Source organism: Sphingobium sp. 3R8, assembly GCF_020166615.1.
GTDB lineage: Bacteria > Pseudomonadota > Alphaproteobacteria > Sphingomonadales > Sphingomonadaceae > Sphingobium > Sphingobium bisphenolicum.
Map to the genome: position 1 here is coordinate 61,614 of NZ_JAIQXR010000015.1, position 25,288 is coordinate 86,901.

27 protein-coding genes, 1 tRNA gene and 1 pseudogene are annotated in these 25,288 nt (G+C 64.6%); 12 read left to right on the forward strand and 17 right to left on the reverse strand.

What is annotated here, in order from left to right; translation table 11 throughout:
- Nucleotides 1–34 precede the first annotated feature (34 nt).
- Nucleotides 35–442 carry an EVE domain-containing protein gene (locus K9B33_RS14860; protein WP_224549860.1) on the forward strand — a complete coding sequence of 136 codons (408 nt, stop codon included), beginning with the start codon at nucleotides 35–37 and terminating at the stop codon, nucleotides 440–442.
- Between the two features lie 153 nt (nucleotides 443–595).
- Nucleotides 596–877 carry a hypothetical protein gene (locus tag K9B33_RS14865; protein ID WP_224549930.1) on the forward strand — a complete coding sequence of 94 codons (282 nt, stop codon included), beginning with the start codon at nucleotides 596–598 and terminating at the stop codon, nucleotides 875–877.
- A 112-nt stretch (nucleotides 878–989) separates the two neighbouring features.
- Here K9B33_RS14865 and K9B33_RS14870 read toward each other — a convergent pair whose 3' ends face one another.
- Complete coding sequence (locus K9B33_RS14870; RefSeq protein ID WP_224549862.1) at nucleotides 990–1,292, reverse strand: glycine zipper 2TM domain-containing protein; 303 nt, start codon at nucleotides 1,290–1,292, stop codon at nucleotides 990–992.
- 121 nt (nucleotides 1,293–1,413) lie between these two features.
- On the opposite strand from K9B33_RS14870, the gene K9B33_RS14875 reads away from it, so the two are divergent.
- Entirely contained in the window at nucleotides 1,414–1,854 is a 441-nt protein-coding gene (locus K9B33_RS14875; RefSeq protein ID WP_224549863.1) for a cupin domain-containing protein, read from the forward strand.
- 497 nt (nucleotides 1,855–2,351) lie between these two features.
- Here K9B33_RS14875 and K9B33_RS14880 read toward each other — a convergent pair.
- From K9B33_RS14880 to K9B33_RS14895, 4 genes are all read right to left on the reverse strand, one after another.
- Nucleotides 2,352–2,427: transfer RNA gene (locus K9B33_RS14880), tRNA-Thr, on the reverse strand.
- Nucleotides 2,428–2,454: 27 nt separating this feature from the next.
- The gene (locus K9B33_RS14885; RefSeq protein ID WP_224549864.1) at nucleotides 2,455–3,309 is read right to left on the reverse strand and encodes a hypothetical protein; all 855 of its coding nucleotides are present in this window, start codon (nucleotides 3,307–3,309) and stop codon (nucleotides 2,455–2,457) included.
- Nucleotides 3,306–4,622 (reverse strand): replication-associated recombination protein A, encoded by a 1,317-nt coding sequence (locus K9B33_RS14890; protein WP_224549865.1) that lies wholly within the window; start codon nucleotides 4,620–4,622, stop codon nucleotides 3,306–3,308. The genes K9B33_RS14885 and K9B33_RS14890 overlap by 4 nt, the downstream gene beginning before the upstream one ends.
- Before the next feature lie 28 nt (nucleotides 4,623–4,650).
- Nucleotides 4,651–5,829: a glycosyltransferase family 4 protein gene (locus tag K9B33_RS14895; protein ID WP_224549866.1), complete on the reverse strand. Its 1,179-nt coding sequence runs from the start codon at nucleotides 5,827–5,829 to the stop codon at nucleotides 4,651–4,653.
- A 123-nt stretch (nucleotides 5,830–5,952) separates the two neighbouring features.
- On the opposite strand from K9B33_RS14895, the gene K9B33_RS14900 reads away from it, so the two are divergent.
- The 3 genes from K9B33_RS14900 (at nucleotide 5,953) to rnr (ending at nucleotide 9,357) form a co-directional block, all read left to right on the forward strand.
- The gene (locus tag K9B33_RS14900; RefSeq protein ID WP_224549867.1) at nucleotides 5,953–6,171 is read left to right on the forward strand and encodes a DUF2945 domain-containing protein; all 219 of its coding nucleotides are present in this window, start codon (nucleotides 5,953–5,955) and stop codon (nucleotides 6,169–6,171) included.
- A gap of 58 nt (nucleotides 6,172–6,229) precedes the next feature.
- Nucleotides 6,230–6,883: an MOSC domain-containing protein gene (locus K9B33_RS14905; RefSeq protein WP_224549868.1), complete on the forward strand. Its 654-nt coding sequence runs from the start codon at nucleotides 6,230–6,232 to the stop codon at nucleotides 6,881–6,883.
- A 128-nt stretch (nucleotides 6,884–7,011) separates the two neighbouring features.
- On the forward strand, nucleotides 7,012–9,357 hold the full coding sequence (gene rnr / locus K9B33_RS14910; RefSeq protein ID WP_224549931.1) for a ribonuclease R: 2,346 nt from the start codon (nucleotides 7,012–7,014) through the stop codon (nucleotides 9,355–9,357).
- A 9-nt stretch (nucleotides 9,358–9,366) separates the two neighbouring features.
- Here rnr and K9B33_RS14915 read toward each other — a convergent pair whose 3' ends face one another.
- The gene (locus tag K9B33_RS14915) at nucleotides 9,367–9,822 is read right to left on the reverse strand and encodes a universal stress protein (RefSeq protein WP_224549869.1); all 456 of its coding nucleotides are present in this window, start codon (nucleotides 9,820–9,822) and stop codon (nucleotides 9,367–9,369) included.
- A gap of 183 nt (nucleotides 9,823–10,005) precedes the next feature.
- Here K9B33_RS14915 and K9B33_RS14920 point away from each other — a divergent pair, with 183 nt between their 5' ends.
- The 4 genes and pseudogenes from K9B33_RS14920 to K9B33_RS23270 form a co-directional block, all read left to right on the forward strand.
- Nucleotides 10,006–11,310, forward strand: coding sequence for a pyruvate dehydrogenase complex dihydrolipoamide acetyltransferase (locus K9B33_RS14920; RefSeq protein WP_224549870.1), 1,305 nt, complete (start codon nucleotides 10,006–10,008; stop codon nucleotides 11,308–11,310).
- Nucleotides 11,310–11,711 carry an acyl-CoA thioesterase gene (locus tag K9B33_RS14925; protein ID WP_224549871.1) on the forward strand — a complete coding sequence of 134 codons (402 nt, stop codon included), beginning with the start codon at nucleotides 11,310–11,312 and terminating at the stop codon, nucleotides 11,709–11,711. Before K9B33_RS14920 ends, K9B33_RS14925 begins: the two co-directional genes overlap by 1 nt.
- A gap of 29 nt (nucleotides 11,712–11,740) precedes the next feature.
- The gene (lpdA, locus tag K9B33_RS14930; RefSeq protein ID WP_224549873.1) at nucleotides 11,741–13,135 is read left to right on the forward strand and encodes a dihydrolipoyl dehydrogenase; all 1,395 of its coding nucleotides are present in this window, start codon (nucleotides 11,741–11,743) and stop codon (nucleotides 13,133–13,135) included.
- Nucleotides 13,136–13,424: 289 nt separating this feature from the next.
- Nucleotides 13,425–13,679, forward strand: a pseudogene (locus K9B33_RS23270) (phosphatase PAP2 family protein); the annotation flags it as partial.
- Between the two features lie 48 nt (nucleotides 13,680–13,727).
- Here K9B33_RS23270 and K9B33_RS14940 read toward each other — a convergent pair.
- From K9B33_RS14940 to K9B33_RS14990, 11 genes are all read right to left on the reverse strand, one after another.
- Nucleotides 13,728–15,215, reverse strand: a complete 1,488-nt coding sequence (locus K9B33_RS14940; protein WP_318011139.1) for a DUF2142 domain-containing protein — start codon at nucleotides 15,213–15,215, stop codon at nucleotides 13,728–13,730.
- An 83-nt stretch (nucleotides 15,216–15,298) separates the two neighbouring features.
- Nucleotides 15,299–16,240, reverse strand: a complete 942-nt coding sequence (locus tag K9B33_RS14945; RefSeq protein WP_224549876.1) for a hemolysin family protein — start codon at nucleotides 16,238–16,240, stop codon at nucleotides 15,299–15,301.
- Between the two features lie 8 nt (nucleotides 16,241–16,248).
- Nucleotides 16,249–16,761, reverse strand: a complete 513-nt coding sequence (gene ybeY / locus K9B33_RS14950) for an rRNA maturation RNase YbeY (protein ID WP_224549878.1) — start codon at nucleotides 16,759–16,761, stop codon at nucleotides 16,249–16,251.
- Between the two features lie 88 nt (nucleotides 16,762–16,849).
- Nucleotides 16,850–17,854, reverse strand: a complete 1,005-nt coding sequence (locus K9B33_RS14955) for a PhoH family protein (RefSeq protein ID WP_224549932.1) — start codon at nucleotides 17,852–17,854, stop codon at nucleotides 16,850–16,852.
- Between the two features lie 121 nt (nucleotides 17,855–17,975).
- The gene (miaB, locus tag K9B33_RS14960; protein ID WP_224549880.1) at nucleotides 17,976–19,340 is read right to left on the reverse strand and encodes a tRNA (N6-isopentenyl adenosine(37)-C2)-methylthiotransferase MiaB; all 1,365 of its coding nucleotides are present in this window, start codon (nucleotides 19,338–19,340) and stop codon (nucleotides 17,976–17,978) included.
- An 8-nt stretch (nucleotides 19,341–19,348) separates the two neighbouring features.
- On the reverse strand, nucleotides 19,349–20,119 hold the full coding sequence (locus K9B33_RS14965; RefSeq protein WP_224549881.1) for a lysophospholipid acyltransferase family protein: 771 nt from the start codon (nucleotides 20,117–20,119) through the stop codon (nucleotides 19,349–19,351).
- Nucleotides 20,120–20,123: 4 nt separating this feature from the next.
- Nucleotides 20,124–20,546, reverse strand: coding sequence for a Fur family transcriptional regulator (locus K9B33_RS14970; RefSeq protein ID WP_169572327.1), 423 nt, complete (start codon nucleotides 20,544–20,546; stop codon nucleotides 20,124–20,126).
- Nucleotides 20,547–20,683: 137 nt separating this feature from the next.
- Nucleotides 20,684–21,115, reverse strand: a complete 432-nt coding sequence (locus K9B33_RS14975) for a MucR family transcriptional regulator (RefSeq protein WP_224549882.1) — start codon at nucleotides 21,113–21,115, stop codon at nucleotides 20,684–20,686.
- A 112-nt stretch (nucleotides 21,116–21,227) separates the two neighbouring features.
- Entirely contained in the window at nucleotides 21,228–21,707 is a 480-nt protein-coding gene (gene rimI / locus K9B33_RS14980; RefSeq protein ID WP_224549883.1) for a ribosomal protein S18-alanine N-acetyltransferase, read from the reverse strand.
- Nucleotides 21,704–22,330: a tRNA (adenosine(37)-N6)-threonylcarbamoyltransferase complex dimerization subunit type 1 TsaB gene (tsaB, locus tag K9B33_RS14985; protein WP_224549884.1), complete on the reverse strand. Its 627-nt coding sequence runs from the start codon at nucleotides 22,328–22,330 to the stop codon at nucleotides 21,704–21,706. Before tsaB ends, rimI begins: the two co-directional genes overlap by 4 nt.
- Nucleotides 22,331–22,429: 99 nt before the next feature.
- Nucleotides 22,430–23,005 carry a NifU family protein gene (locus tag K9B33_RS14990; protein WP_224549933.1) on the reverse strand — a complete coding sequence of 192 codons (576 nt, stop codon included), beginning with the start codon at nucleotides 23,003–23,005 and terminating at the stop codon, nucleotides 22,430–22,432.
- Between the two features lie 99 nt (nucleotides 23,006–23,104).
- On the opposite strand from K9B33_RS14990, the gene K9B33_RS14995 reads away from it, so the two are divergent.
- Nucleotides 23,105–23,575 carry a pyridoxamine 5'-phosphate oxidase family protein gene (locus K9B33_RS14995; RefSeq protein ID WP_224549885.1) on the forward strand — a complete coding sequence of 157 codons (471 nt, stop codon included), beginning with the start codon at nucleotides 23,105–23,107 and terminating at the stop codon, nucleotides 23,573–23,575.
- Between the two features lie 311 nt (nucleotides 23,576–23,886).
- Nucleotides 23,887–25,272, forward strand: a complete 1,386-nt coding sequence (locus tag K9B33_RS15000; protein WP_224549886.1) for a DEAD/DEAH box helicase — start codon at nucleotides 23,887–23,889, stop codon at nucleotides 25,270–25,272.
- Nucleotides 25,273–25,288: the final 16 nt, after the last annotated feature.

Here is a 25,288-nt window from a genome sequence, read left to right on the forward strand (position 1 = left end):
TGATCGCGCCGGGACGCTGTTGCAAGGAGGCAAAATGAACTACTGGCTGATGAAATCGGAACCCGATGTCTTTTCCTATGACGATCTCGTCAGGAAAGGGAAGGCCGAATGGGACGGGGTGCGCAACCATGCCGCACAGGGTCATATGAAGGCGATGCGCAAGGGCGATCTGGCCTTCTTCTACCATAGCAATATCGGACTTGAGGCGGTCGGTATCATGACGATCGTCGAAGAAGCCGCGCCCGACAGCACCGACGACAGCGGGAAGTGGATCGCCGTCCATGTCGCGCCGTATGAAAAACTCGCGCGGCCAGTGTCGCTCAAGGCGATGAAGGCGGATTCAGCCCTGTCCGACATGGTGATGCTGCGCCAATCGCGCCTTTCCGTTGCCCCTCTGACCAAAGAGCAATTCGACCATATCGTCGCAATGTCAAAGGCTTGATCCACAGCGTGTCGCGCGGTTGCACAGGATGCAACTGGCGCGCCGTTTTTTGCGATTGTGGCTCTGCCGCGCTGCAACATAGAAGCGCCCGCAACAGAATAAGAAAAAACAAGAGGTGTTTGATCGGCATTCACAAGGAGTTTACCCATGCGAATGCTGTCCAAGTTCATTGTCACCGGCGCCCTGAGCGCCATCGTCGCCATTGCCTCTCCCGCCCAGGCTGAAGAAGCCGGCAAGCAGCGTTTTACTCACGAAGGCTATACCTACGTGTATCAGGTGAAGGACACCAAGACCGGCAAGGTCATTTCCGGCCGTCGCTTCCCCGATGCCGTCGCGTTCAACCTGGCCGTCAAGAATGGCAAGGTTTCGGGCGTATCGGGTGGTCAGCCGGTCGCCTTCAAGGTTGAAGACGCGCGCGGCGCCGCCGCGGAATAAGCCTTCAGGCTGGCAAAAAGTTAGGGACGGCATCCGACGGGATGCCGTCCCTTTTTTGTCGCGCTACAAAGCTGTTGGAAAGAGACGGCTGTTTCCAGCCGGCTCCGACACCTCAGCGACAGGTGCGCTTGCTGTCGATCGACTTGCCCAGCAGGGCGCCGCCGGCAGCGCCGAGAATCGTGCCGGTCGCACGGTCGCCGCGGGTATCGATCGCCCGGCCGACCAGCGCGCCACCCACGCCGCCGACGATCAGGCCGGTGGTGCCGTTCGACTTGCGGCAATAGGTCCGGCCGTCGCGGCCACGCCATTCCTTATAGCGATAATGTTTGCGCGCCTGCGCGCCGTCGGTCGGCACCGCCATGGACATGGGAATGGCCAGCGAAACGGCGGCCAGGGCGAGTAGAGCTTTACGCATGAGTATCTCCTCCGATAGCGTGATTTGTCGCTTCAACCCGCTTACCTTGATCGAGGTTGCATGAACGTCAGGCAACAATCTAAGTAACTGTTTCCAATGCAATAAATTTTGAGGTGAATGGATGCGGGCGGACGACGAACGGGATGGACGGGCGCTGATCGACCGGCTCGGCCTCGCCCCGCATCCCGAAGGCGGCTGGTATTTGGAGACGTGGCGTGCGGCGGAATCGCCCGGCGAGCGTGCTGCCGGCACGGCGATCCTGTTCCTGCTGGAGGCGCATCAGCGTTCCCACTGGCATCGTGTCGATGCCGACGAACATTGGTTCTGGCACGCTGGCGCGCCGCTGGTCCTGTCGATCGCGCCGCCGGGCGCGCCGGCCCGCGATCTACTGCTGGGGCCGGACATTCTGGGCGGTCAGAGGCCGCAAGGCTGGGTGCCGGCGCATCATTGGCAGGCATCGACACCGCAAGGAGGATGGGTGTTGGTCAGTTGCACCGTCACGCCGGGCTTTGATTTTGCTGGCTTTTCCCTGGCGCCGCCGGACTGGTCGCCGCCCGGCTGAAACTTATCCACAGTTATCCACAGCTTTGCGAACCGGTCCGTCACAAATTCGTCCGATTTCGCTTGGAGCGACTCGCCGATGGTGAGACCATCCAGTTATCGAGACAGCGGAAACGGAGTGATCCAGATCCAAAATCCCCGAGAAATCTGGGATTATGCTGTGGAGATAGTTCGCTAGCAGGCAATGTCCGCAAGGACGGCGCCGGGCAGACGGACGGGATGTTTGGGACCATTGCCGGGTACGCGCGAAAGTGAACGTCGGGCATCGGAAGCAAGCAGCCAGCATCGGAAAGGCGGCCCTTGGCCTAGAATCCGAAGCACAGCCTGTATGGCCATCTTCGCCCGAAGATGACGTTCAGGATACGCCGGGCCGATGATCGCATCCTGCGAGGGACGCGGATCGCATGACCCGACGGAAGTGGGGACCGGCAGCAATGCCGGCCCCCATTTTGCGTTTGGGCGGCGGCAGCGTCTTGATGGTCAGGAACGATTTTAAAATGGTGCCGGCTACAGGATTCGAACCCGTGGCCCCCTGATTACAAATCAGGTGCTCTACCAACTGAGCTAAGCCGGCGTGCCTTTCGGACGCACGCCTTTACTATCAGATGACGCCGAACGTCCAGCCCTCAGTATGCGCAATCTGCGCCGTCAGCATCGCGGGCTTCCACATGGCCGGTTCAGCCGCGGCCCGGCGCATCCAGGCGGCGGTGACGATCGCGTCCGCGCCATGGTCGTCGGGCATCGGGCCGTCATGCGCGGCCGATCCCAACGCCGCCAGGGCCACGTTCAGCGCGGCCGCATCGCGCATCTTGCTGCGCCCCTTGGGCCGCCCCGCCGCGCGCGCGGCGATGCTGGTATAGATTTCCACCACTACCGACCCGGTATCGGGCAATGGATCGAATGGCCAGACCGGCAGCCTGCCGCGCAGGTGATGCAGCATCCGCATCCCGGCAAAGCTGGCCTTGGCCACCTGCGCCGCGCCGATCGCGTCATAGACGGTCGATGGCTTGCCCCCGCCGCCCGCCTTATACCGCGCCTCGCAGACACGATTATGCATGAAAGCGGCCTTCACCCCGTCCGCCTTGCCGAAATAGAAATGGCGGCGATGCGCGACTTCCAGCAGGCTCGCCGCGCCCAGGTCCGCATCCTCGCAGATCGCATCGACATAGGCCCAGAAACCGGGGCCGTCTTCCGGCACCCGATCGCCCGGCAGATAGCCGCCCCGCGCGACGAAGGGCGGCGCGAAGCTGAAATCGAAGCCGAACAGGGTAGGGGCCTGCCGCCCGACCCCGACCAGCCAGTCGGCCACCGCCTGCCGCGACCAGATACCACCCGGCGCCGCCACCAGCCGCGGCACGGCATCGCCCGCCTCGCACAACGCCACTGCAATCCCCTTGTGCCGCGCGCCCTTGGCGCCCGACCAGTCGATCGCGGCGAACCGCCCGAACCGCGTCACCCGCCCCCGCGTTCCGCCCGCAACCGGTCCCAATGGGCGATGCGCTCGGCGATCCGCGCCTCGAACCCGCGATCGGTCGGCGCATAGAAAATCTGCGGCGTCATCTCGTCCGGCCAGTAATTGGCCCCGGAAAAGCCCTCCGCCGCGTCATGGTCATATTGATAGCCCTTGCCGTAACCGACCTGCTTCATCAGCTTGGTGGGGGCGTTGACGATGTTCATCGGCGGCATCAGCGACCCGGTGTCGCGCGCCGATTTGAACGACGCCTTCATCGCCGCATAGGCTGCGTTCGACTTGGGCGCGGTCGCGCAATAGAGGCACGCCTGTACGATCGCCAGCTCGCCCTCGGGCGATCCCAGGAAATCATAGGCGTCCTTGGCGGCCAGGCACTGCACCACCGCCTGCGGATCGGCGAGGCCGATATCCTCCGTCGCGAAGCGCACCAGCCGGCGCAGTACATAAAGCGGCTCTTCCCCCGCCGTCAGCATCCGCGCCAGATAATAGAGCGCCGCCTGCGGGTCCGACCCGCGCAGCGACTTATGCAGCGCGGAGATGAGATTATAATGCCCCTCCCGGTCCTTGTCATACACCGCGACCCGGCGGTGGAGCAGGGCGGACAGGCCGGCCGGATCGAGCGGCTGCGGCAAATCGATCGCATAGAGCGTCTCGACCTGGTTGAGCAGGAAGCGCCCGTCGCCATCCGCGCTCGCCACCAGCGCCTCGCGCGCGGCGGCGTCGATCGGCACCGGCCGCCCCGTCAGCGCCTCGGCCCGGTCGAGCAACTGCTCCAGCGCGGCCGCGTCCAGCCGCCGCAGGATCAGCACCTGCGCCCGCGACAGCAGGGCCGCGTTCAGCTCGAAACTCGGATTTTCGGTCGTCGCCCCGACCAAAGTCACCGTACCGTCCTCGACGAAGGGCAGGAAACCGTCCTGTTGCGCCCGGTTGAAGCGGTGGATCTCGTCCACGAACAATAATGTCTTCTCGCCGCGCCGGGCATGGTCCCTGGCGTTCGCGAAAAGTTTCTTGAGGTCGGCCACGCCCGAAAATACCGCCGATATCGGGGCAAAGCGCATCCCCACCGCATCGGCCAGCAGCCGCGCCGTGGTCGTCTTGCCGGTGCCGGGCGGCCCCCATAATATGATCGATGACAGCCGCCCGGCCGCCACCATCCGGCCGATCGCGCCGTCCGGCCCGGTCAGATGTTCCTGTCCCACCACATCGGCCAGCGTGCGCGGGCGCAGCCGATCGGCGAGGGGGGCGGTGTCCGCCGGTCCATCGGCAGGAAGATCATCGGAAGCGAAAAGGTCGGCCATCGCTACCGTGTATAGGGTGCGTCGCGCATTATGGAACCGGGCTGGATCGCGGCGCCAGCCCCTGGGCGCGCTGGCGGATGACGCGCAGATAGGTGTCGACCAGCGCCTGGTTGACCTGGTCCCATCCATTGCGCTCCGCCCGTTGCTGCGCCGCCGCGCCCGCCACCTGCCGCGCGCCGTCATCGATGCAATAGGCCTGCAATGCGTCGGCGAAGGCGCCGATCGCGCCGGGGCGGATCAGCCGCCCGGTGACGCCGTCCGTGACCAGGCTCTCGCTGCCGGTGGCCCGCGCCGCGACGGTGGGGAGGCCGCACGCCATCGCCTCCAGCGTGACATTGCCGAACGTCTCGGTCACCGACGGGTTGAACAGCACGTCCATGCTGGCGACTGCACGGCCCAGCTCCGCCCCCTTCTGGAAGCCGGTAAAAACCGCATCTGGCAGCCGGTTCTGGAACCATTCGCGCGCCGGGCCTTCGCCCACCACCAGCACCTTGTGCTGCACCTGCCGGGCGGCGAGCTGGTCGATTGCGTCGGAAAAGACGTCCAGCCCCTTTTCCATCACCAGCCGGCCGATGAAGCCGATGGCGGGCGCGTCGTCGGCGATGCCCAGCGACCGCCGCCAGTCCAGGTCGCGGCGGCCGGGATGGAAAATCTCCCGGTCGATGCCGCGTGTCCAGATGCCGACATCATAGTTCATCCGCTGATCGCGCAGCAGTTGCGCCATCGATTCGGATGGCGCGACGATCGCGTCGCAGCGGCGATAGAAGCGGCGCAGGATGGATTCGATCAGCGGCTCCAGAAAGGCCAGCCCATAATAGCGCGGATAGGTTTCGAACCGCGTATGCACCGACGCCACGGTCGGCAGCCCGCGTGTGCGCGCCCAGCTCAATGCCCGATGCCCCAGCGGATCGGGGCTCGACAGATGCACGACATTGGGCGCGAACGCCTTGAGATCGCGGCGAACCTGCGCCGACATGCGATAGGGGACTCGATATTCCTTGCGCCCCGGCACCGGGAAGGACGGCGTGCTGACCAGATCCCCGGCCGGATCGAAGGCCGGGGTGGGGGTGGTGGGCGAATAGACGCGCACGGCCGCCCCCTGCCGCAGCAAATAGGTCACGAAGCGGTTGAGCGCCTGGTTCGCGCCATCGCGCACATAATTATAATTGCCGCTGAACAGGGCGACGCGCAGGCCGGTAGCATCCATCGCCGCCCCTTAACGCAACCGGCGAAAAAACCCAAGGGAACCAGTCAGCGCGTCGGGAATTTTGCTTTTCGCAGGGGCTTGGAACGGCCGGCGCAGCTTGCGCCCGAATTGGAGAGAATGCCCATGACCGAGACTTTCCGTAAAGGAACGCGGGTCAAATGGAATTGGGGGCAGGGCGTCGGCCGAGGACGTATCGCGGAACGGTTCGATCGCCATGTCGAGCGCACCATCGAAGGATCGCTGATCCGCCGCAACGGCTCGCCGCGCGACCCCGCCTATCTCATTCAGGCAGATAGCGGCGGTGAGGTGCTCAAGCTGCGGTCCGAACTCAGCAGCGGCTGAAGCCTTTGTTCGTCAACCGGCCATCGCGCCGCGCGTGCGATCATGGCATATCGTTCCGATGACGACGCCCTTCATGACCATCGACGCGCTGCTGGTCGGCACGCTCGCACCCTTTCGCGACGGCGACTATAGCGCCATCGCCAAGCGACCCGTTGATGGCGTCGTGCGCATCACATGGGACGGGTTCGAACAAGATGCGGTAGCCGACCCCATCCATCATGGTGGCTGGGACAAGGCGATCCATCTCTACCCGCAGGATCATTATGGCTGGTGGCGGGGCCGCAAGCCCGACCAGCCCTTGCTCGACGCGCCCGGCGCCTTTGGCGAGAATATCGCCTCGCGCGGGATGACGGAGGCGGACATCTGCCTGGGCGATCGCTTCTCGCTTGGCAGCGCGGTGGTGGAGGTCAGCCACGGCCGCCAGCCCTGCTGGAAGCTCGACCATCGCTTCGGCGCACGCGACGTCATGACGACGATCATCAAGACCGCGCGTAGCGGCCTCTATTTCCGCGTCATCCGGCAGGGCGAGGCGGAATCCGGCACGCGCATGGACCTGCTGGACCGTCCCTTGCCCGACTGGAGCATCGCGCGAATATTCCAGTTGCTGATCGCCGGTGGCCACAAACGCGATCCCGACGCCGTTTGCGCGCTGGCGGACATGCCGCTCCTGGCCGAAGCCTGGCGGGAGAGGGCGCGCAAACTGGCGGCATAGGTCGGCGGGAGATGGGAGCGGAGCAAATTCCGGTCCGTCATCGGCCCGCCGATCCTGCGGCGTTCCCGGGCGCCGAAGCCGCCGCCATATCGCTGGCATCGGACGGGACGCCTGCCTATAGCTGGTCCATGGCATCGACCCCCAAGAACAAAGCATCCGCCCCCGCGCGCACCAAAGTCCGGCCCGCCGGCTTTCCGACCCGCGACGCGGTGATGGACTTCATCACCAGTTCCGACCAGCCCGCCGGCAAGCGCGAGATCGCCAAGGCGTTCGGCCTCAAGGGGCAGGAAAAGATCGCGCTCAAGGCCTTGCTCAAGGATATGGCGGACGAGGGGCTGATCGACCTCGGCCCCGCCCGCGCCTTCCACAAGATGGGTGGCGTGCCCAAGGTCACGGTGCTGCGCATCGTCGATGTCGACGACACGACCCTGATCGCCACCCCCGAACGGTGGGAAGCCGAAGGCCAGCCTGCGCCCCGCCTGCGCGTGCTGGAACGCGGCAAACGCGGCGCCTTGACCATCGGCGACCGCATCCTCGCCCGCACCGAGGAAGCCGGGCGCGGCTATGTCGCGCACGTCATGAAGAAGCTCGCCAAGGCCAGCGAGGAATTGCTGGGCGTGGTGGAGGTGATGGCCGACGGCAAGCTGTGGCTGCGCCCGGTCGACAAGCGCATCCGCAAGGATACGCCGATCAGCGACGTCGGCAACGCCAAGCCCGGCGACCTGGTGCTGGCCGAACCCCATGGCCGCCCGCCGCGCATTGCCGCCCGCGTCACCGACATTCTCGGCGACCCCTTCGCCCCGCGCAGCTTCAGCCTGATCGCGATCCACAAGCATGGCATCCCCCATGTCTTCCCGGAGCGTGTGGAGGAGGAAGCGATCACGGCCGCCGCCCTGCCATTGCATGCGGACAAGCGCGAAGATCTGCGCCACCTGCCGATCGTCGCGATCGATCCGTCCGACGCCCGCGATCATGACGATGCCGTCTGGGCGACCCCGGACGAGGATGAGGGCAATGCCGGCGGCTATAAGGCGATCGTCGCCATCGCCGACGTCAGCTACTATGTCCGGCCCGGCAGCGCGCTGGACAAGGAAGCGCGCAAGCGCGGCAACAGCGTCTATTTCCCCGACCAGGTCGTGCCGATGCTGCCCCATGACCTCTCGTCCGACATGTGTTCGCTCCGCGCCGGGCAGGACCGGGCGGCGATGGCCTGCCACCTCACCATCAACGCCCAGGGCAAGGTGACGGGCTGGCGCTTCACCCGCGCCGTGATCCGCGTCGCGGCGGTCCTGGCCTATGAAGATGCGCAGGCCGCGATCGACGGCGCGGAGGCCGACGCTGCGCCGACAGCGTCGCGCAAGCAGGCGGACGAATTGCTCGACGTCGCCCTCAAGCCCCTCTGGGCCTGCTGGGCGCTGCTGCGCAAGGCGCGGGATGCGCGTGATCCGCTGGCGCTCGACCTGCCAGAACGCCGCGTGGTGCTGGACGAGCATGGCAAGATCGTCAGCGTCGCGGTGCGCGAACGGCTCGACGCCCATATGCTGATCGAGGATTATATGATCGCGGCCAACGTCGCGGCGGCCAAGGCGCTGGAGGCGAAGAAGGCCCCCGTCATGTACCGCGTGCATGAAGCGCCGGGCCGCGAAAAACTGGTCGCGCTCAAGGACTATCTCGCCACCTTCGACATGGATTTCGCGCTCGGCCAGGTGATCCGCCCATCGACCTTCAACGCGCTGATCCGCAAAATCGCGGAGTCGGAGGAGAAGGAGCAGATCATGGTCCAGATCCTGCGCAGCCAGACCCAGGCCTATTACAGCCCGCAAAATATGGGCCATTTCGGCCTCGCGCTGGGCAGCTACGCCCATTTTACCTCGCCCATCCGCCGCTATGCGGACCTGCTGGTCCATCGCGCCCTGGTCGGCGCCTACAGCCTGGAACTGCCCGCGCCCAAGGACGGTGCGATCCCGGACCGTTCGTCGCTCAGCCAGGATGATTACGAGAATATGGGCCGGGTCGGCGAACTCATCTCCGGCCACGAACGCCGCGCGATGGAGGCGGAGCGCGAGACCGTCGATCGCTATGTCGCCGCTTTCCTGTCCGCCCATGTCGGCGAAATCGTCAAGGCGCGCATCACCGGGGTCCAGAATTTCGGCTTCTTCGCCACGGTCGACGGGCTGGGCGGCGACGGACTGGTGCCGGTGTCCACCATGGGCGCCGAACATTTCTTCTATGACGAAGCGGGCAAGGCCTTGCAGGGCGTCGAAAGCGGCGATCGCTACACGGTCGGCCAGCGGCTGGAACTGCGATTGGCGGAAGCCGATCCGATCAACGGCTCGCTACGCTTTGAACTGCCCGACAATCCCGCGCCCCGCGGCGGCCCGTTGAAGCGCGATCGCACCCGTCCCGGCATCAAGCGCGGCCGACCGACCAATATCCGGCATATGGGGGCGAAGCGCGGCAAGCATAAGCGGTAAAGTCGCAGATCAACTCAGCCGGTCGATCGCCTCGCTATCCAGCCCGCCCGGAATGATCATGAGCGGGCAGGGCAGCTTGCCCGCGTCAGCGCCCGCGAAATGCGTAACGAGCTTGCCCGGATTGCCGCTTGCCGCAGCGCCCAGAACGAGTGCCGCGACATCGTCCATTTCCTCCAGCGTGCCGCGCACGACAGCGACCGCCTCACCCTGTCTCACGGTAATGCTGGGACGGATGCCCGATTCATCGGTCAGCGTGCCCGCTGCGCTGGTCACCAGCGCCTCTGCGCGTTGCAGCGCTTCGTCCTCCATGGTGGCCTGGACGCCGCCCCATTGTACGAACTCGGCCGGCGGGATCAGCGCCAGGATGCGGACCGCGCCCCCGGTTTTGGCTGCGCGCCGCGCGGCGAAGCGTAAAGCGGTTTCCGCTTCCGGCGATTCGTCCACGACAACCAGATATGTCCGCACTTCTTATCGCCCCCGCGTTCAATTAATGGCGTCGGACGTTGGCAAAACGCCTCAACGAACCATAGAGGTGAAATGTGCGGCATAAAAGCGCGTCTGGCAAGCCGTCCCTTGACCGATCCGGCGAATGGGTGAAAACGGGCAGCCAACGGTCAAAGCCGTAAAGCCAAGAAGAGGCCCGAAAGCATGAGCAAGACGATCCAGATGCCCGCTTTGTCCCCGACGATGGAGGAAGGGACGCTGGCCAAATGGCTGGTCAAGGAGGGCGACACGGTATCGTCCGGCGATCTGCTGGCGGAGATCGAGACCGACAAGGCGACGATGGAATTCGAAGCGGTCGATGAAGGCGTGATCGCCAAGATACTGATCGCCGAAGGCGCCGAGGGCGTGAAGGTCGGCACCGTCATCGCCATCATCGCCGAAGAGGGGGAAGATGCCGCGACCGTCGCCGCTGGCGGTGCCAAGGCGGACGCCGCTCCCGCGCCAAAGGCCGATCCCGTCCCCGCCAAGGCCGAAACACCCGCCCCGAAAGCGGACGCCGCGCCCAAGGCTGAGGCCGCTGCGGCCAAGCCTGCGGTGGCTTCGGACGACCGTGTGAAAGCCAGCCCGCTGGCGCGCCGCCTGGCGGAGGCCAAGGGGGTCGATCTGGCCAGCATCACCGGCACCGGCACCAACGGCCGCATCGTCAAGGCTGATATCGAAGGCGCACAGCCCGGCGCCGCCGCGCCGACCGCTGCCCCCGCCAGTGCGCCGGTCGCTGCGACGCCCGCGCCGGTCGCTGCCGCCGCGCAGGATTTCGGCATCCCGCACGACGTCATCAAGCTCAGCGGTATGCGCAAGACGATCGCGCGCCGCCTGACCGAATCCAAGCAGCAGGTGCCGCACATCTACCTGACCGTCGACATTCAGCTCGACAAGCTGCTCAAGCTGCGCGGCGAACTCAATGCCGGTCTCGCCAGCCGCAAGGTCAAGCTGTCGGTCAACGACCTGCTCATCAAGGCGCTGGGCGTCGCGCTGATCCAGGTGCCCGAATGCAACGTGCAGTTTGCCGGCGACCAGATGCTGCAGTTCAAGCGCGCCGACATCAGCGTCGCCGTGTCGATCCCCGGCGGTCTCATCACGCCGATCGTCAGCGATGCGGGCAGCAAGGGCGTCGCCGCCATTTCCGAAGCGATGAAGGATCTGGCTGCCCGTGCCAAGGACGGCAAGCTCAAGCCCGAGGAATATCAGGGCGGCACCGCCTCGCTGTCCAACATGGGCATGTTCGGCATCAAGCAGTTCGAAGCGGTCATCAACCCGCCCCAGGCCATGATCATGGCGATCGGCGCGGGCGAGAAGCGGCCCTATATCGTCGATGACTCGGTCCAGATCGCGACCGTCATGTCGGCGACCGGCAGCTTCGACCATCGCGCCATCGATGGAGCCGATGGCGCCCGCCTGATGAAGGCGTTCAAGGAACTGGTCGAAAACCCGATCGGTATGCTGGCCTGATGGCCTATGTCGACGAAACCCCGCCGGATATCAGTCCGGCGGTGCGGGTCATCGCCATGCCGACCGATACCAATCCCTATGGGGATATCTTCGGCGGCTGGTTGATGAGTCTGATGGATTCGGCGGCGGGTTCCGTCGCCGCCCGGCACAGCCATGGTCGCGCCGTGACGATCGCGGTGGAAGGGATGACCTTCCTGCGCCCGGTCGTGGTCGGGGATGAGGTGTCGGTATTCGCCACGCTCAAATCCGTCGGGCGTACGTCGATGAAAATCTATGTCGAAGCCTGGCGGCGTGCCCGGCATGACGACCGGTCCTACCGCGTGACCCACGCGACCTTCAGCTTCGTGGCGATCGGTGAGGATCGCCAGCCCCGTTCCGTGCCGCCCCTGCCGGGCGAGTGAAATGATCAAGACAATAAGCGAGACTGACCATGGCTGAGAATTACGATGTCATCGTTCTGGGCTCCGGCCCCGGCGGCTATGTCGCCGCGATCCGTTCCGCCCAGCTGGGCCTCAAGACCGCGATCGTCGAGCGCGAAAATCTGGGCGGCATCTGTCTCAATTGGGGCTGTATCCCGACCAAGGCGCTGCTGCGCTCCGCCGAAATTTTCCATTATATGCAGCATGCCAAGGATTATGGCCTGGCTGCAGAGAAGATCAGCGCGGACATCGAAGCCGTCGTAAAGCGGTCGCGCGGCGTCGCCAAGCAGCTTAATCAGGGCGTCACGCACCTGATGAAGAAGAACAAGATCACCGTCCATATGGGCGACGGCAAGCTGACCGGAAAAGGCAAGCTCAGCGTCACCAAGGACGGCAAGAGCGAAGAGCTGACGGCCAGGAACATCATCGTCGCGACCGGCGCGCGCGCCCGCCACCTGCCCTTCGCCAAGGCGGACGGCAAGCGCGTGTGGACCTATCGCCACGCCATGACGCCTTCGGAAATGCCGACCAAGCTGCTGGTCATCGGATCGGGCGCGATCGGCATCGAGTTCGCCAGCTTCTATAACGATATGGGCGCGGACGTGACCGTGGTCGAAATGATGGACCGCGTCGTCCCGGTCGAGGATGCAGATGTGTCCGCCTTCCTCGAAAAGGCGCTCAAGAAGCAGGGCATGACGATCATGACCGGCGCGGGCGTCGAAAAGCTGGAAGTCGGTGCGAACGGCGTGAAGGCCGCGATCAAGGGCAAGGACGGCAAGGTGGTGAATGGCGACTTCAGCCATGTCATCGTCGCCGTCGGCATCGTCCCCAACACCGAAAATATCGGTCTGGAAGAACTCGGCATCAAGTCCGAACGCGGCCATATCGTCACCGACCCGACCTGCAAGACCAATGTCGATGGCATCTGGGCCATCGGTGACGTCACCGCGCCGCCATGGCTGGCGCACAAGGCGAGCCATGAAGGCGTGATCGTGGCCGAAGCGATTGCGGGGAAGCATCCCCACGCCATGGACGTCCGCAACATTCCGGGCTGTACCTACTGCCACCCGCAGATCGCCAGCGTCGGCCTGACCGAAGCCAAGGCGAAGGAAGCCGGTTACGAGGTGAAGGTCGGCATGTTCCCCTTCATCGGCAATGGCAAGGCGATCGCGCTGGGCGAGGTGGAAGGCTTCACCAAGACGGTGTTCGACGCCAAGACCGGCGAACTGCTGGGCGCGCACATGATCGGCGCGGAAGTCACGGAAATGATCCAGGGCTATACCATCGGCAAAACGCTGGAAACGACCGAGGCGGAACTGATGCACACCGTCTTCCCGCATCCGACGATTTCGGAATCGATGCATGAAAGCGTACTCGCGGCATATGGCCGTGCGCTCCATATCTGATTGGCGCATATCGCCGGTGAAAGGCGCGGGAGCTTTGGCTCTCGCGCTTTTTTGCGTATTGGCGATCGCATTGATGCAACGGGCCGGGTGGCTCGACGGCCTGAATGTCCGGCTGATGGAAGGGGCAGGACAGGCACGCGACAGCGCCATCGGCCGCGATGTGACGCTGTTGATGCGATCGGCTTCCGCGGTCGGCGGTACCGCGGGTCGGTTGCTCCTGCTCGCCATGGCTTTCGGCTGGCTGCTCCTGCGCGGACGGCGGCAGGGCGCCTTGTGGCTGGCGCTGACGATGGCGGGTGGCACCTTGCTCAACCTTGGCTTGAAACAGGTTTTTGCCGCGCCGCGCCCGGATCTGCTGTCCCATCTCGACATCGTCCACAGTTACAGCTTCCCCAGCGGCCATGCGGCGGGGAACATGATCTTCTTCGGCGCGCTGGCGCTGCTCGCCGGTCGGCGCGGCGGCTATCATGCGGCGGCGGCTATGATCGCCTTGATCGGCATCAGCCGGGTCTGGCTCGGCGTCCATTGGCCCAGCGATGTTACCGCGGGCTGGATCGAAGGGCTGGGCTGGCTCGCTTTATGCCGCGTCTGGCTACCACCGCGGGGATGGGAGCAGCAGGGCGCGGCCCATGCTGCTGTGCGGCGGCATCCCGTCGCTGGTGATGAAGCCATGCACCCAGAAACTGTCGAAGACCGTAGCCGCGGCGATCAGCAATAGCATGATCGCCGTGACGGCGAATATCCGTTGCGCACCGCGCACGGCGCTATCGGGCGACAGGGCGATCAGCACCAGCGGCAGCAGCGGCAGGAAATAGCGCCCCTGCGTCCCCTGGATATAGTCGGCGCCCAGCGGCGTTCCCGTCAGGTACATGGCTGTTTCGATCAACAGTGCAACGCCCGCCGCGACCGCCAGCCACCAGAGCCGCTGGCCGATGCCGAAGCGCGCACCGCTGCCGTTGGCGACGCCCGCACCCAGCATCAGCAGCGCCAGTGGATAGGCGACCAGCGGCAACAGGATCGCGTTCCAGCCGAAACGCCCGACAATCTGCAACGCATAGACCGGCGCACGTTCGACTACGCTGCCGACGAGAATGCGGACATAACCCATTGGATCATGCAGCAGGATGGCAAGCTGGTCGCGCAGCGGCGCGGTCATCATCGTCTCGCCCGTCTTGCGCGACTGGATATGATAGAGCGCCTGACTTCCGCCCGAATAGTGCATCCAGCCGATGAAGGCGATTGCGCCCAGGCCCATCGCCCCCAGGATCAGTCCTGTCCGCAGGTTGCGGCGATCCTGCGGCCAGCGCAGTCCCGCGGCCATGATCGGCAGATAGACGCCCTTGCATAGCGCCAGCAGCGGCCCCGTCACCAGCAAGGCCATCGATCGTGCCGGCGTCGCCCCCATGAACCCGGTACGCAGCGCCAGCGCCAGGCCCAGAAAGCCAAGCCCGTTGATGACGGCATCGGGCGACAGCGATCCGGTCTGATAGGCGAAGGTCGGCAGCAGGGCGGTCGCCAGCAGCGCATTGCGGCCGAAGGGCAACAGGCGCAGCGCCGCGATCAGCAGCGCCAGTCCGATCAGCGCGTTGACGAGCCGCCCGACATAGAAGGTGTCGATCCACGGCAGGCCCAGCATCCGCCCCAACGTCAGCCCCACTGCGCCCGGCGCATAAAGGCTGGGCGCATAGCTGGCGACATTGGGAAAATCGGCAAAGGCCGTGCCCGCACGGCCCGCGTCGGCGGCCGCGCTGCGGGCGATCTGCGCGCGATCGAAGCTGCGCAATATGGGCGGCACATCGGTCGGGAAATCCACGCCATGGATAGCCAGTGCCGCTCGCGGCAGTTCCACGCCGATCGCTTCGCCGCGCTGTTCGGTCAGCACATGCCCCTGCGCCAGCGCCAGCGCCTTCATATGATGCTGGTTTTCGTCCGGCGCCTGAAAGGGCGGGGTGACGATGGCGAAGAAGAGCGTGGCGACACAGACGGCCGCGAGCAGCAGCCTCTCGATTGGGGTCCATGGCCCAGCAAACAGCATGTCACCATTGGCCGCGCCGGTAAATCTGCTCCGCTCGTTCCGCATGGCCGCATCCTATCCGGCGCGGCTTAACATTTCGCGACCGTAATCCTTTATTGCTGGCAAGATGGCGTTGGAGCGAAAGGCTTTTACGCCTCCGCTTCTTCCCGCTCGACCGGCGGATGCAGTCGCAGGCGGGTCACGCGGCGACCGTCGCTCGCGACGATCTCCAGCTTCCAGCCGCTGGGGCCGTGATCCAGTATCTCACCCGGTTCCGGCACGCGTCCGGCAAGGACGAAGGCCAGGCCGCCCAGCGTGTCGACATCTTCCTCGACCTCGCCCAGCTTCTCGTCGATCTCCTCGGCGACATCGTCCAGTTCGGCGCGCGCATCGGCTTCCCACAGGCCGCCGTCGAGCGGGACCAGCATCGCCTCGGGCGCATCGTCATGCTCGTCCTCGACATCGCCGACGATTTCCTCGACCAGATCCTCGAACGTCAGCAGCCCTTCGGTCCCAGAATATTCGTCCAGCACGATGGCCAGATGGGTCCGCTTGGCCCGCATTTCGGCGAGCAGGTCGAGCGCGCCCATGCTTTCGGGCACATAGAGCGGCTGTCGGATCAGCGGCTCCAGCGTCTCGGGCACAGGCGACTTGCCGGCCAGGATCGCGAAAGCGTCGCGGATATGAATCATGCCGACGATCGTATCGAGCGTGCCGCGATAGACCGGCACACGACTATGCCCCGCCTCGGCGAACAGCGCGGCGAGGTCGGCAAAGCTGGCTTTCTCCTCGATCGCGATGATGTCCGCGCGCGGCACGGCGACATCGTCCACGGTATGTTCGGAAAAATGGAGCAGGTTGCGCACCATCTGGCGTTCGATCGCCGACAGGTCGCCCTTGGCCGGCGGCCCGCCATTCTCGTCCTGCTCGTCCTCGTCATATTCGTCGAGCGCTTCTTCCAGCTCCTTGCGCAGGCTGGTTTCTTCCCCCTCGCCGAACAGGAGCGACTTGATGCCGCTCCATAATCCGCCCTCGTTGCTACTGTCCCCTTCTTTCGAAGCGGTGCCGTCCTTCGGACTGCCGTCAGCCATGATCGTTCTTATTCCCCAGTTGCGCGATCCCCATAGGGATCGGAAAGACCCATGCTCAGCAGCGCTGCAATCTCCAGCGCTTCCATCGCTTCGGCCTCATTGTCGTCCATATGGTCATATCCAAGCAAATGAAAAGTCCCGTGGACGATCAGATGCGTGGCATGATCGGCCACCGATATGCCTTTTTCCGCCGCTTCGGCGACGCAGACGCCTTCCGCCAGCACGATATCGCCCAGCAGCACTTCGCCGTCGTCGGTATTGGCGGTCACTTCCAGCAGGTCGTCCTGCACCATCGGAAAGGACAGGACGTTGGTCGGCTTGTCCTTGTCGCGATAGGCGCGGTTGAGCTGATGCACCTCCGCGTCGCTGGTCAGCTTGACCGCGATTTCATACAGCGCCTCGTCGGTCGCGAAGGCGGCATAGGGGCTATGCGCAATGGCCGCCGCCACGGCGCGCTGGGCCACAAAGTCCCAATCGACACCCGGCCAGCCTTCGTCATGAAGAACAGCGACTTCAATCATTTAACATTCTTTCCGTTCGGTTCGCGCTGGTCGAGAACCGGTTGCACGCGGCGCTTCGCCACAAACGCGAAGCGAACGGACGTGGCCGTCAGGCATCCGGCCCCTCATAGGCCTCCACGATCCGGCCGACCACGGGATGCCGGACGACGTCGGCGATGCCGAACGGCACCATCGCGATGCCTTCCACGCCCTGCAATCGCGCGACCGCATCGGCCAGCCCGGATATGCCCGGCTGCGGCAGATCGACCTGCTTGGGGTCGCCGCAAATGACCATGCGGCTGCCTTCGCCGAAGCGGGTCAGGAACATCTTCATCTGGGCGATGGTCGTGTTCTGCGCCTCGTCCAGCACGATGAAGGCATTGGCCAGCGTCCGTCCGCGCATGAAGGCGAGGGGAGCGATCTCGATTTCCCCGCTCGCGATCCGGCGCTCGACCTGCTCGGCCGGCAGCGTGTCGTGCAGCGCGTCGTAGATCGGGCGGAGATAGGGATCGACCTTCTCCTTCATATCGCCGGGCAGGAAGCCAAGCTTCTCGCCCGCTTCCACTGCGGGGCGGGACAGGATCAGCCGATCGACGCTGCCGGTGATAAGCTGGCTGACCGCCTGCGCCACCGCCAGATAGGTCTTGCCGGTGCCTGCCGGGCCAAGCGCAAAGATGATGTCGTTACGGTTCAGCGCCTCCATATAGGTAACCTGCGTCGCGGAGCGCGGCACGATCGTCTTCTTGCGCGTGCGGATCATCACCTTGGGCGGTTCGGCGACATCGTGGCGGATGATGCCGTCCAGCATCGGTTCGGACGACATGGCGATCACCGCCTCGACCGCGCCGGCGTCGATCTCCTGACCTGCGACGATGCGGTTGTAGAGGCCGGTCATCACGTCGCGCGCACGGGCGGCGGCCTGCGCCTCGCCCTCGATCTGCAACTTGTTGCCGCGGGCGGCGATATAGACGCCCAGCCGATTTTCGATCGCCACCAGATTGCGGTCATATTGACCGAACAAGGTGCCGAGCAGATGCGGCTTTTCGAAGGTGACTTCCAGCCGGGCCTTTTCAGCCACGGGCTCGCGATGATGTTGGTTCGGTTTCTTGCCCATGCTCAGCCCCTTTTCCCATCCGTCATGCTCGCAAAGGCGAGTATCCATCTTCCGCCGTTCGATCCTGGTGGACACGGTCGGAGAGGGGTTCCTGCATATGCCGGAACGACGGTTTTTTGGTTCAAGCGGCCTGCCTCCTGCTGGGTTCGCCGGCCAGACTATTCGGGCCGGCGCTGATGATGTCGACTTCGACCATGTCGCCGATGGAAAGGTCGGGCACGGTGACATGGACGGACTGGAGCCAGGGCGTCTTCCCGATCAGTTGGCCGGGATAACGCCCCTTGCGCTCCAGAAGAATGTCGGTGCTGCGGCCGATCGTAGCGGCGTTGAAATCCACCTGATGCCGGTTGATCGCCGCCTGCAACCGCGCAAGTCGCTCGTCCATGACCGCCGCGGAGATCTGATGATCCATGTCGGCGGCGGGGGTGCCGGGGCGGGGGCTATATTTGAAGCTGTAGCATTGGGCGTAGCGCACCTGCTCCACGATCCTGAGCGTATCTTCGAACTCGGCGTCGGTTTCGCCGGGGAAGCCGACGATGAAGTCGCCCGACACCGCGATATCGGGGCGCACCGCGCGCACGCGATCGATGATGCGCAGATAGCTGTCGACGCTATGGCTGCGGTTCATGACCTTGAGGATGCGGTCATTGCCCGACTGCACCGGCAGATGGAGGAAAGGCATAAGCTTCTCCACCTCGCCATGCGCGGCGATCAGGCCGTCGCTCATGTCGTTGGGATGGCTGGTGGTATAGCGGATGCGCTTGAGGTCGGCGATCTTCGCCAGAGCGCGGACCAGCCCGTCCATGCCCTGCGTCCGACCCTTGTCGTCCTCGCCGGTCCAGGCGTTCACATTCTGGCCCAGCAGCGTGATCTCGCGCACGCCGCCATCGACCAGCGCCTTCGCCTCGTCCAGTATCGCGTCCCATGATCGGCTGATTTCCGCGCCGCGCGTATAGGGCACCACGCAATAGGTGCAGAATTTGTCGCACCCTTCCATGATCGTCAGGAAGGCGGTCGGCCGGGCCTGCTTGGTGCGGGCGGGAAGGGCGCCGAATTTGGACGCCAGCGGCATGTCGGTGTCGACAGCCTCCTCGCCGCGACCGACCTTGTCGATCAGGTCGGGCAGGCGGTGATAGGCCTGCGGGCCGACGACGATATCGACATTGCGCGCGCGGCGCTGGATTTCGCCGCCTTCGGCCTGCGCGACGCAGCCGGCGACGGCGATCATCGGGCGGCTGCCATCCTCGCGCACCATCCGGCCGATATCGGAATAAACCTTGTCCACCGCCTTTTCGCGAATATGGCAGGTGTTGAGGATGACGAGGTCGGCGTCGGCCCCCTCCGCCGCGGCAGTCATGCCGCGCGTGCCCAGCATTTCTGCCATGCGCTCGCCATCATAGACGTTCATCTGGCAGCCGAAGGATTTGACGTGGAAAGTCGCTAGGGCAGTCTTGGCGAGGGTTTTGGGGGCGTCGTTACGATTCATCGCACCAGCTATACAGGCGGCAGGGGCGAAGCGGAAGGGCGCTGATGCGCCTTGGAACGTTGCTCTATACTAAGTGCGATACGCTCGCGCGCCTTGGCTGCGATGACCTTGCGATCGGCGCATTGCGCCGGGTCGAACGGCTCCAGGAAGCGCAGCGTGACCGGCAGCGTTCCCTTGCGTCCCAATATGCGCATGGCGTTGGTTCCTGCCGGCTCCTCGCCGTGCCAAGCGATCTCCGCCGTCGCCGGTCCATAATCGATATGCACCGGCTGGATCATCACCGCGCGCGGCGGGGGCAGTAACACTGCCAGCAAGGACGGTTTGAACGGCAGCAGCCCGCTGCCGTCGCTCGTCGTGCCTTCGGGAAAGAGCGCCACCGGCTGATGCCCCATCAGCGCCGCGCGCAGGGCGTCGATCTGGCCCGACAGCGCGCCGCGCCGCTCGCGCGCGACGAACAGCGTGTTGTTCTGCGCCGCCAGCCAGCCGATCACCGGCCAGCGGGCGATACCGTCATGCGCGACGAAGGCTGCGCCGGTCGCGCCGGCCAGCGCCAATATGTCGAGCCAGCTAACATGATTGGCGAGCAGGAAGATGTCGCCGTCATGGGGGTGCCCGTCCTTCCGCACGCGCGCGCCGACCGATCGCGCGGCCATCGCCAGGAAGCGTCGCGGCCACGGTGAAGGGCGGCGCGCCATGCGCCAGAGCAGATGCGGGATCAGGCAGACGAGCAGGCTGGCGATCAATGCCGCGATGCGGATCGTCCGGCGCAGCGCGCTCAACCGGTCAGTTCTTCCGTTCCAGCGCGACGCCGTATAATTCCATGCGATGATCTACCAGCCGGAAGCCCAGCTTCTCGGCGATCAGCTTCTGCAACTGTTCCAGTTCCGGGTCGACGAACTCGATGACATTGCCGGTTTCGACGTCGATCAGATGGTCGTGATGCGATTCCGGCGCGGCTTCGTACCGGGCGCGGCCATCGCCGAAATCATGCCGGTCCAATATGCCCGCTTCCTCGAACAGGCGCACCGTGCGGTACACCGTGGCGATGGAAATGCCCGGATCGATCGCCGCGGACCGGCGATGCAGTTCCTCGACATCGGGATGATCGGTGGCATCGCTCAATACCTGGGCGATCACCCGGCGCTGTTCGGTGATCCGCAGTCCCTTCTCGTGGCATAGGGCTTCGACGTCGATTTTGCGGTTCATGCAGGCTCGCTTAATGGCTTGGTGCGACAGGTTGGATCGAACCTAGCGACTTTTCTGAATGCAGGAAAGGGGCGCATCGGCGATGCGCCCCTTTCTTTGACAGCGTCTCGATCGATCTGGCAGATCGATCGCGCGAATTATTTGCCGCGTGTGGCGGGGGTCCGGCGGCGCTTGGTGCCCAGGCCGATCTTCTTCGCCAGGTTACGGCGCTGTTCGGCATAATTGGGGGCGACCATCGGATAATCGGCAGGCAGGCCCCATTTGGCGCGATAATCGTCCGGCGTCATCTGATAATGGGTCATCAGGTGGCGCTTGAGCATCTTCAGCTTCTTGCCGTCTTCCAGGCAGATAATATAGTCGGGCTTGATCGACGAACGGACCGAAACGGCCGGCTCAGGCTTGACTTCAGGCACCGGCGCAGGCTGGCTCAGGCCCGACAGCGCAGCGTGAACATTCTGAATCAGCGTAGATACGTCGGAGACGGCGACACTGTTGTTCGAGACATGGGCAGCCACGATGTCCGACGTCAAAGTAATGAGCAGTTCGCTCTGGGCCGATTCGGTTTCCATTTTCCTGTTTCCTACAAGGCTATATTGTTGTGCGACCCGCCCAAGGAATGCATTTCAGGAGCGGTATATGGTCGCTAGACCTTGGCGGACGATTTCGCAAGACCCTATTGGGTCATGCCAGCATGTCGATGCGAAAGCTCAGTGCATCGTGAAGTTGACCATCATTGCCGCGATAGTAACCGGGGCGACGATGTACATATTCGAAGCCGCTTTTCTCGTATAGTTTGACGGCCTTATTTGTGGAACGCACTTCCAGGTTCATGGACGTGATGCCGCGCTGGCGCGCGGTGCGGAGGCTGTGGCGCAGCAATGTCTCGCCGATGCCGCGTCCGCGCCAGATCGGATCGACCGCCAGCAGCAGCAATTCGCATTCGTCCAGCACCGACCGCACCAGCGCAAAGCCCAGCGGCGCGGCGTCCACGCGCGCTATGGTCAGCCAGGTGCCCGGCATCATCAGCACGCCCGCCAGTTGCGGCATCGTCCAGGCCTCGCCGAACACGGGGTCGAAGGCGCGCGCCATGACCTCCATCGCGTCCGCCAGCGCATTGCGCTCGCCCTCGTCATAAACGCTCAGATGAAGGTCGGGGATCATGATGCGGCGCGCTCCGCCATGGTCATCGCATCCGCGCCACGGCCATAGATCGGACTAGGGGGTAGCGGCGCAAGCCCGGCGATCAGCGGATAGTCGGTCGCATCGGGATAGAGGGTGGCCGCTGCGCCATCACCGCGCGCCGTCACCAGCGCTTCGGCGCCCGTGCCATAGAGGATCGGCGCGTCGAGCAGTCCCGCCAGTTGCGCGATCGGCGTGGAGGCGATCGCGCTCGTCGCGCGCATGCCGTCGGCGGTGAAGCATTGCCAGAACAGCTCGCCATGGCCGCCGGTGATGGTGACGGCGATCGGGCCGCCGGCATGATCCTGCGCCGCCTTCGCCGCGATCAGCGACGGCGCGCTATAGCCATGCAGCGGGATATTCCAGGCCAGGGCCAGTGCGCGGGCGGCGGCAATGCCGATCCGAACGCCGGTGAAGCTGCCCGGTCCCACATCCACCACGATCGCGTCGGCGCGCCCGCCATCGGGCAAGGCGGCGATGGCGGGCAACAGCGCCTCGGCATGGCCGCGCCCGACGACTTCGTGGAAACGGCCGATCGGCGTCCCGTCCTCCAGAAGTGCGACGGACAGGGCCTGGGTGGCGGTGTCGATCACCAGAAGACGCAAGCAAACCCCCTCAAGCATCCGCCCCAAGCATTGATGCTTTGCGGATTCGTCTTGCGGTTAGTCGATCCTTCGGGATTTGCCAAATGTCGCGAACAGGCCTCAGACCGCGCGGACCTCGGTGACTTCGGGCACATAATGTTTCAGCAACTGCTCGATGCCGTTCTTGAGCGTGGCGGTGGAGGACGGGCAACCCGAACAGGCGCCCTGCATCTTCAAATAGACGGTGCCCTTGTCGAAGCCGCGATAGATGATGTCGCCGCCATCATTGGCCACCGCCGGGCGCACCCGCGTATCGATCAGGTCGCGGATCTGCTCGACGATCTCGGCGTCTTCCGGGGCGTCGGCAAAGCTCTCCTCGTCGGCCGGCACGCTGATCCCCGCAGCGGAGCCGGGCGTGAACAGCGGCATGTTCGCTGAGAAATGCTCCAGCAGCGTTGCCAGAACATCCGGCTTCACGTCGGACCATTCCGATCCCGGCGCAATCGTGACCGAGATGAAATGCCCGCCGAAAAACACGCCGGTCACATCGCCCAGACGGAACAGCGCATCGGCCAGCGGCGACGCTTCCGCTTCCTCCGGCGTCGCGAAATCGCGCGTGCCGACGCCCATGACTTCGCGTCCGGGCAGAAATTTGATGGTCGCCGGGTTGGGCGTCAGTTCGGTCTCGATCAGCATGATGCTCATGTGGCGATTGCCGCGGTCAAGATCAAGCGTTTCGGGAACTTCGCTGCATCCCGGCCATTGAAGGAGGCGACGCAACAAGGAGACAGGATCATGGGCGACACCACCGATATTCGAGATCGTTTCTGGACGGAACTGTCGAGCAGCCCCTTCCTGATGCTGGGCTTGCAAAACAGCACGGAGCATAGCGCGCCGATGACCGCGCAACTCGATCCGAATGCCAATCACTGCTTCTGGTTCTACACATCGCGCGACAATCGGCTTGCGCCGGGCGGCCCGGCGATGGCGCAATATGCGGCCAAGGACCATAATCTCTTCGCTTGTATCGAAGGAACGCTGACGCCCGAAGCCGATGCGGCGATTATCGATCGCTATTGGTCGAAAGAGGTCGAGGCCTGGTATCCGGGCGGTCGCAACGATCCCAATCTACTGATGCTGCGCTTCGATCTGGGGAACGCGGAAATCTGGCGGTCGGACATGTCGATCAAGGGCGTCTTCAAGATGCTGTTCGGCGGCGACGTGCGCGACGAAATGAAGGGCAAGCACGCCGAAGTGGCGCTCTGACGTCCTTTCCTTCACCGGAAAATCGGTGGCCGCGGTGCAAATCCGCGGCCGCTTGCTATTTGCCTGCAACTTCGCCATATGCGTTGCAGCGCAGCAGACGGGCCGTTTCCGGTCCCCCAGCGATTGGCAGCGTGATCGTCCGCAATCCCAATTGACCTCCAGGGGTCAGGTGAGGACCACGGACCGGCCAATGAGAGTCTGCGCCAAGCTTGAGGCTTCCCTTTTCACGCGGGTCGTTTCGTAACCCGCCTCGCGCCCTTCCTGCGTCCGCAGAGCAAGTTGGCGTCCTGGCCACTTGTGAGTTTTCTTTAATGCAATTCAACGACCTTGGTCTCGCCGAGCCCATCATGAAGGCGCTCGCCTCCAAAAACTACGTCACCCCGACCCCGATCCAGCAAAAGGCGATCCCCGTCCTGCTGGAAGGCAAGGATCTGTGCGGCATCGCCCAGACCGGCACCGGCAAGACCGCGGCCTTCGCGCTGCCCAGTCTCGATTATTTCGCCCGCAACCCCAGGCCGACGCCGGTCAAGGGCTGCCGGATGCTCGTGCTGGCGCCGACCCGCGAACTCGCCGCGCAGATCGCGCAGAGCTTTCGCGATTATGGCCGTTTCCTCAAGCTGTCGGTCGAAACCGTCTTTGGCGGCGTGCCGATCGGCAAGCAGATCCGTGCGCTCAGCGTCGGCGTCGATGTCGTCGTCGCGACCCCCGGCCGCCTGCTCGACCTGATCGACCAGCGCGCCCTCACCATCAAGGACACGGAAATCTTCGTTCTCGACGAAGCCGACCAGATGATGGACATGGGCTTCATCCACCCGTTGAAGCGCGTCGCCAAGATGCTGCCCGCCGACCGTCAGAACCTCTTCTTCTCGGCCACCATGCCCAAGGAAATCGAGGCGCTCGCCGCACAGTTCCTCAACAATCCGGTCAAGGTCAGCGTCGCCCCGCAATCGACCACGGCCGAACGCGTCCGCCAGCAGATGTATTTCGTGAACCAGGGTGAGAAGCAGGCGCTCCTCCATCTGGTGCTCAAGAGCGAAGAGATCGACCGCGCGCTGATCTTCACCCGCACCAAACATGGCGCCGATCGCGTCGTGCGCTTCCTGGAAGGCGCGGGCATCGACGCCTTCGCCATCCATGGCAACAAGAGCCAGGGCCAGCGCACCACCGCGCTGCAGGCGTTCCGTCAGGGCAAGGTGAAGCTGCTGGTCGCGACCGACATCGCCGCGCGCGGCATCGACGTGTCGGGCGTCAGCCACGTCATCAACTTCGAAATCCCCAATGTGGCCGAACAATATGTCCACCGCATCGGACGAACGGCGCGCGCGGGAGCCGACGGCATCGCGATCAGCTTCGTGGCGGATGACGAGCGCCCCTATCTGAAGGCGATCGAGAAGGCGACCCGCGTGAAGCTGGAAGTCGTCGCGCTGCCGGAGAATTTCATGGACGCGGTGCGGGCTTTGCCCAAGCCGGCGGCGCCCAAGAAGGGGCCGAGCCAGACCCCGCAGCAGCAGGCGCGCCGCGCCGACGGCCAGCGGAAATATCAGGATGGTCAGCGTCAGCAGCGCGGCGCCCCCGATCGCGCGCATCGCACCGATGCCGAGGGCGGCGAGAAGAAGCCCTTCCGTGGTCGCGGCCGCGGTCGCGGCGGCGTCGGCACGCACAAGGGCGCCGTCCAGCGCACCGGCGCACCGCGCTAAATCCATAGACGCCATT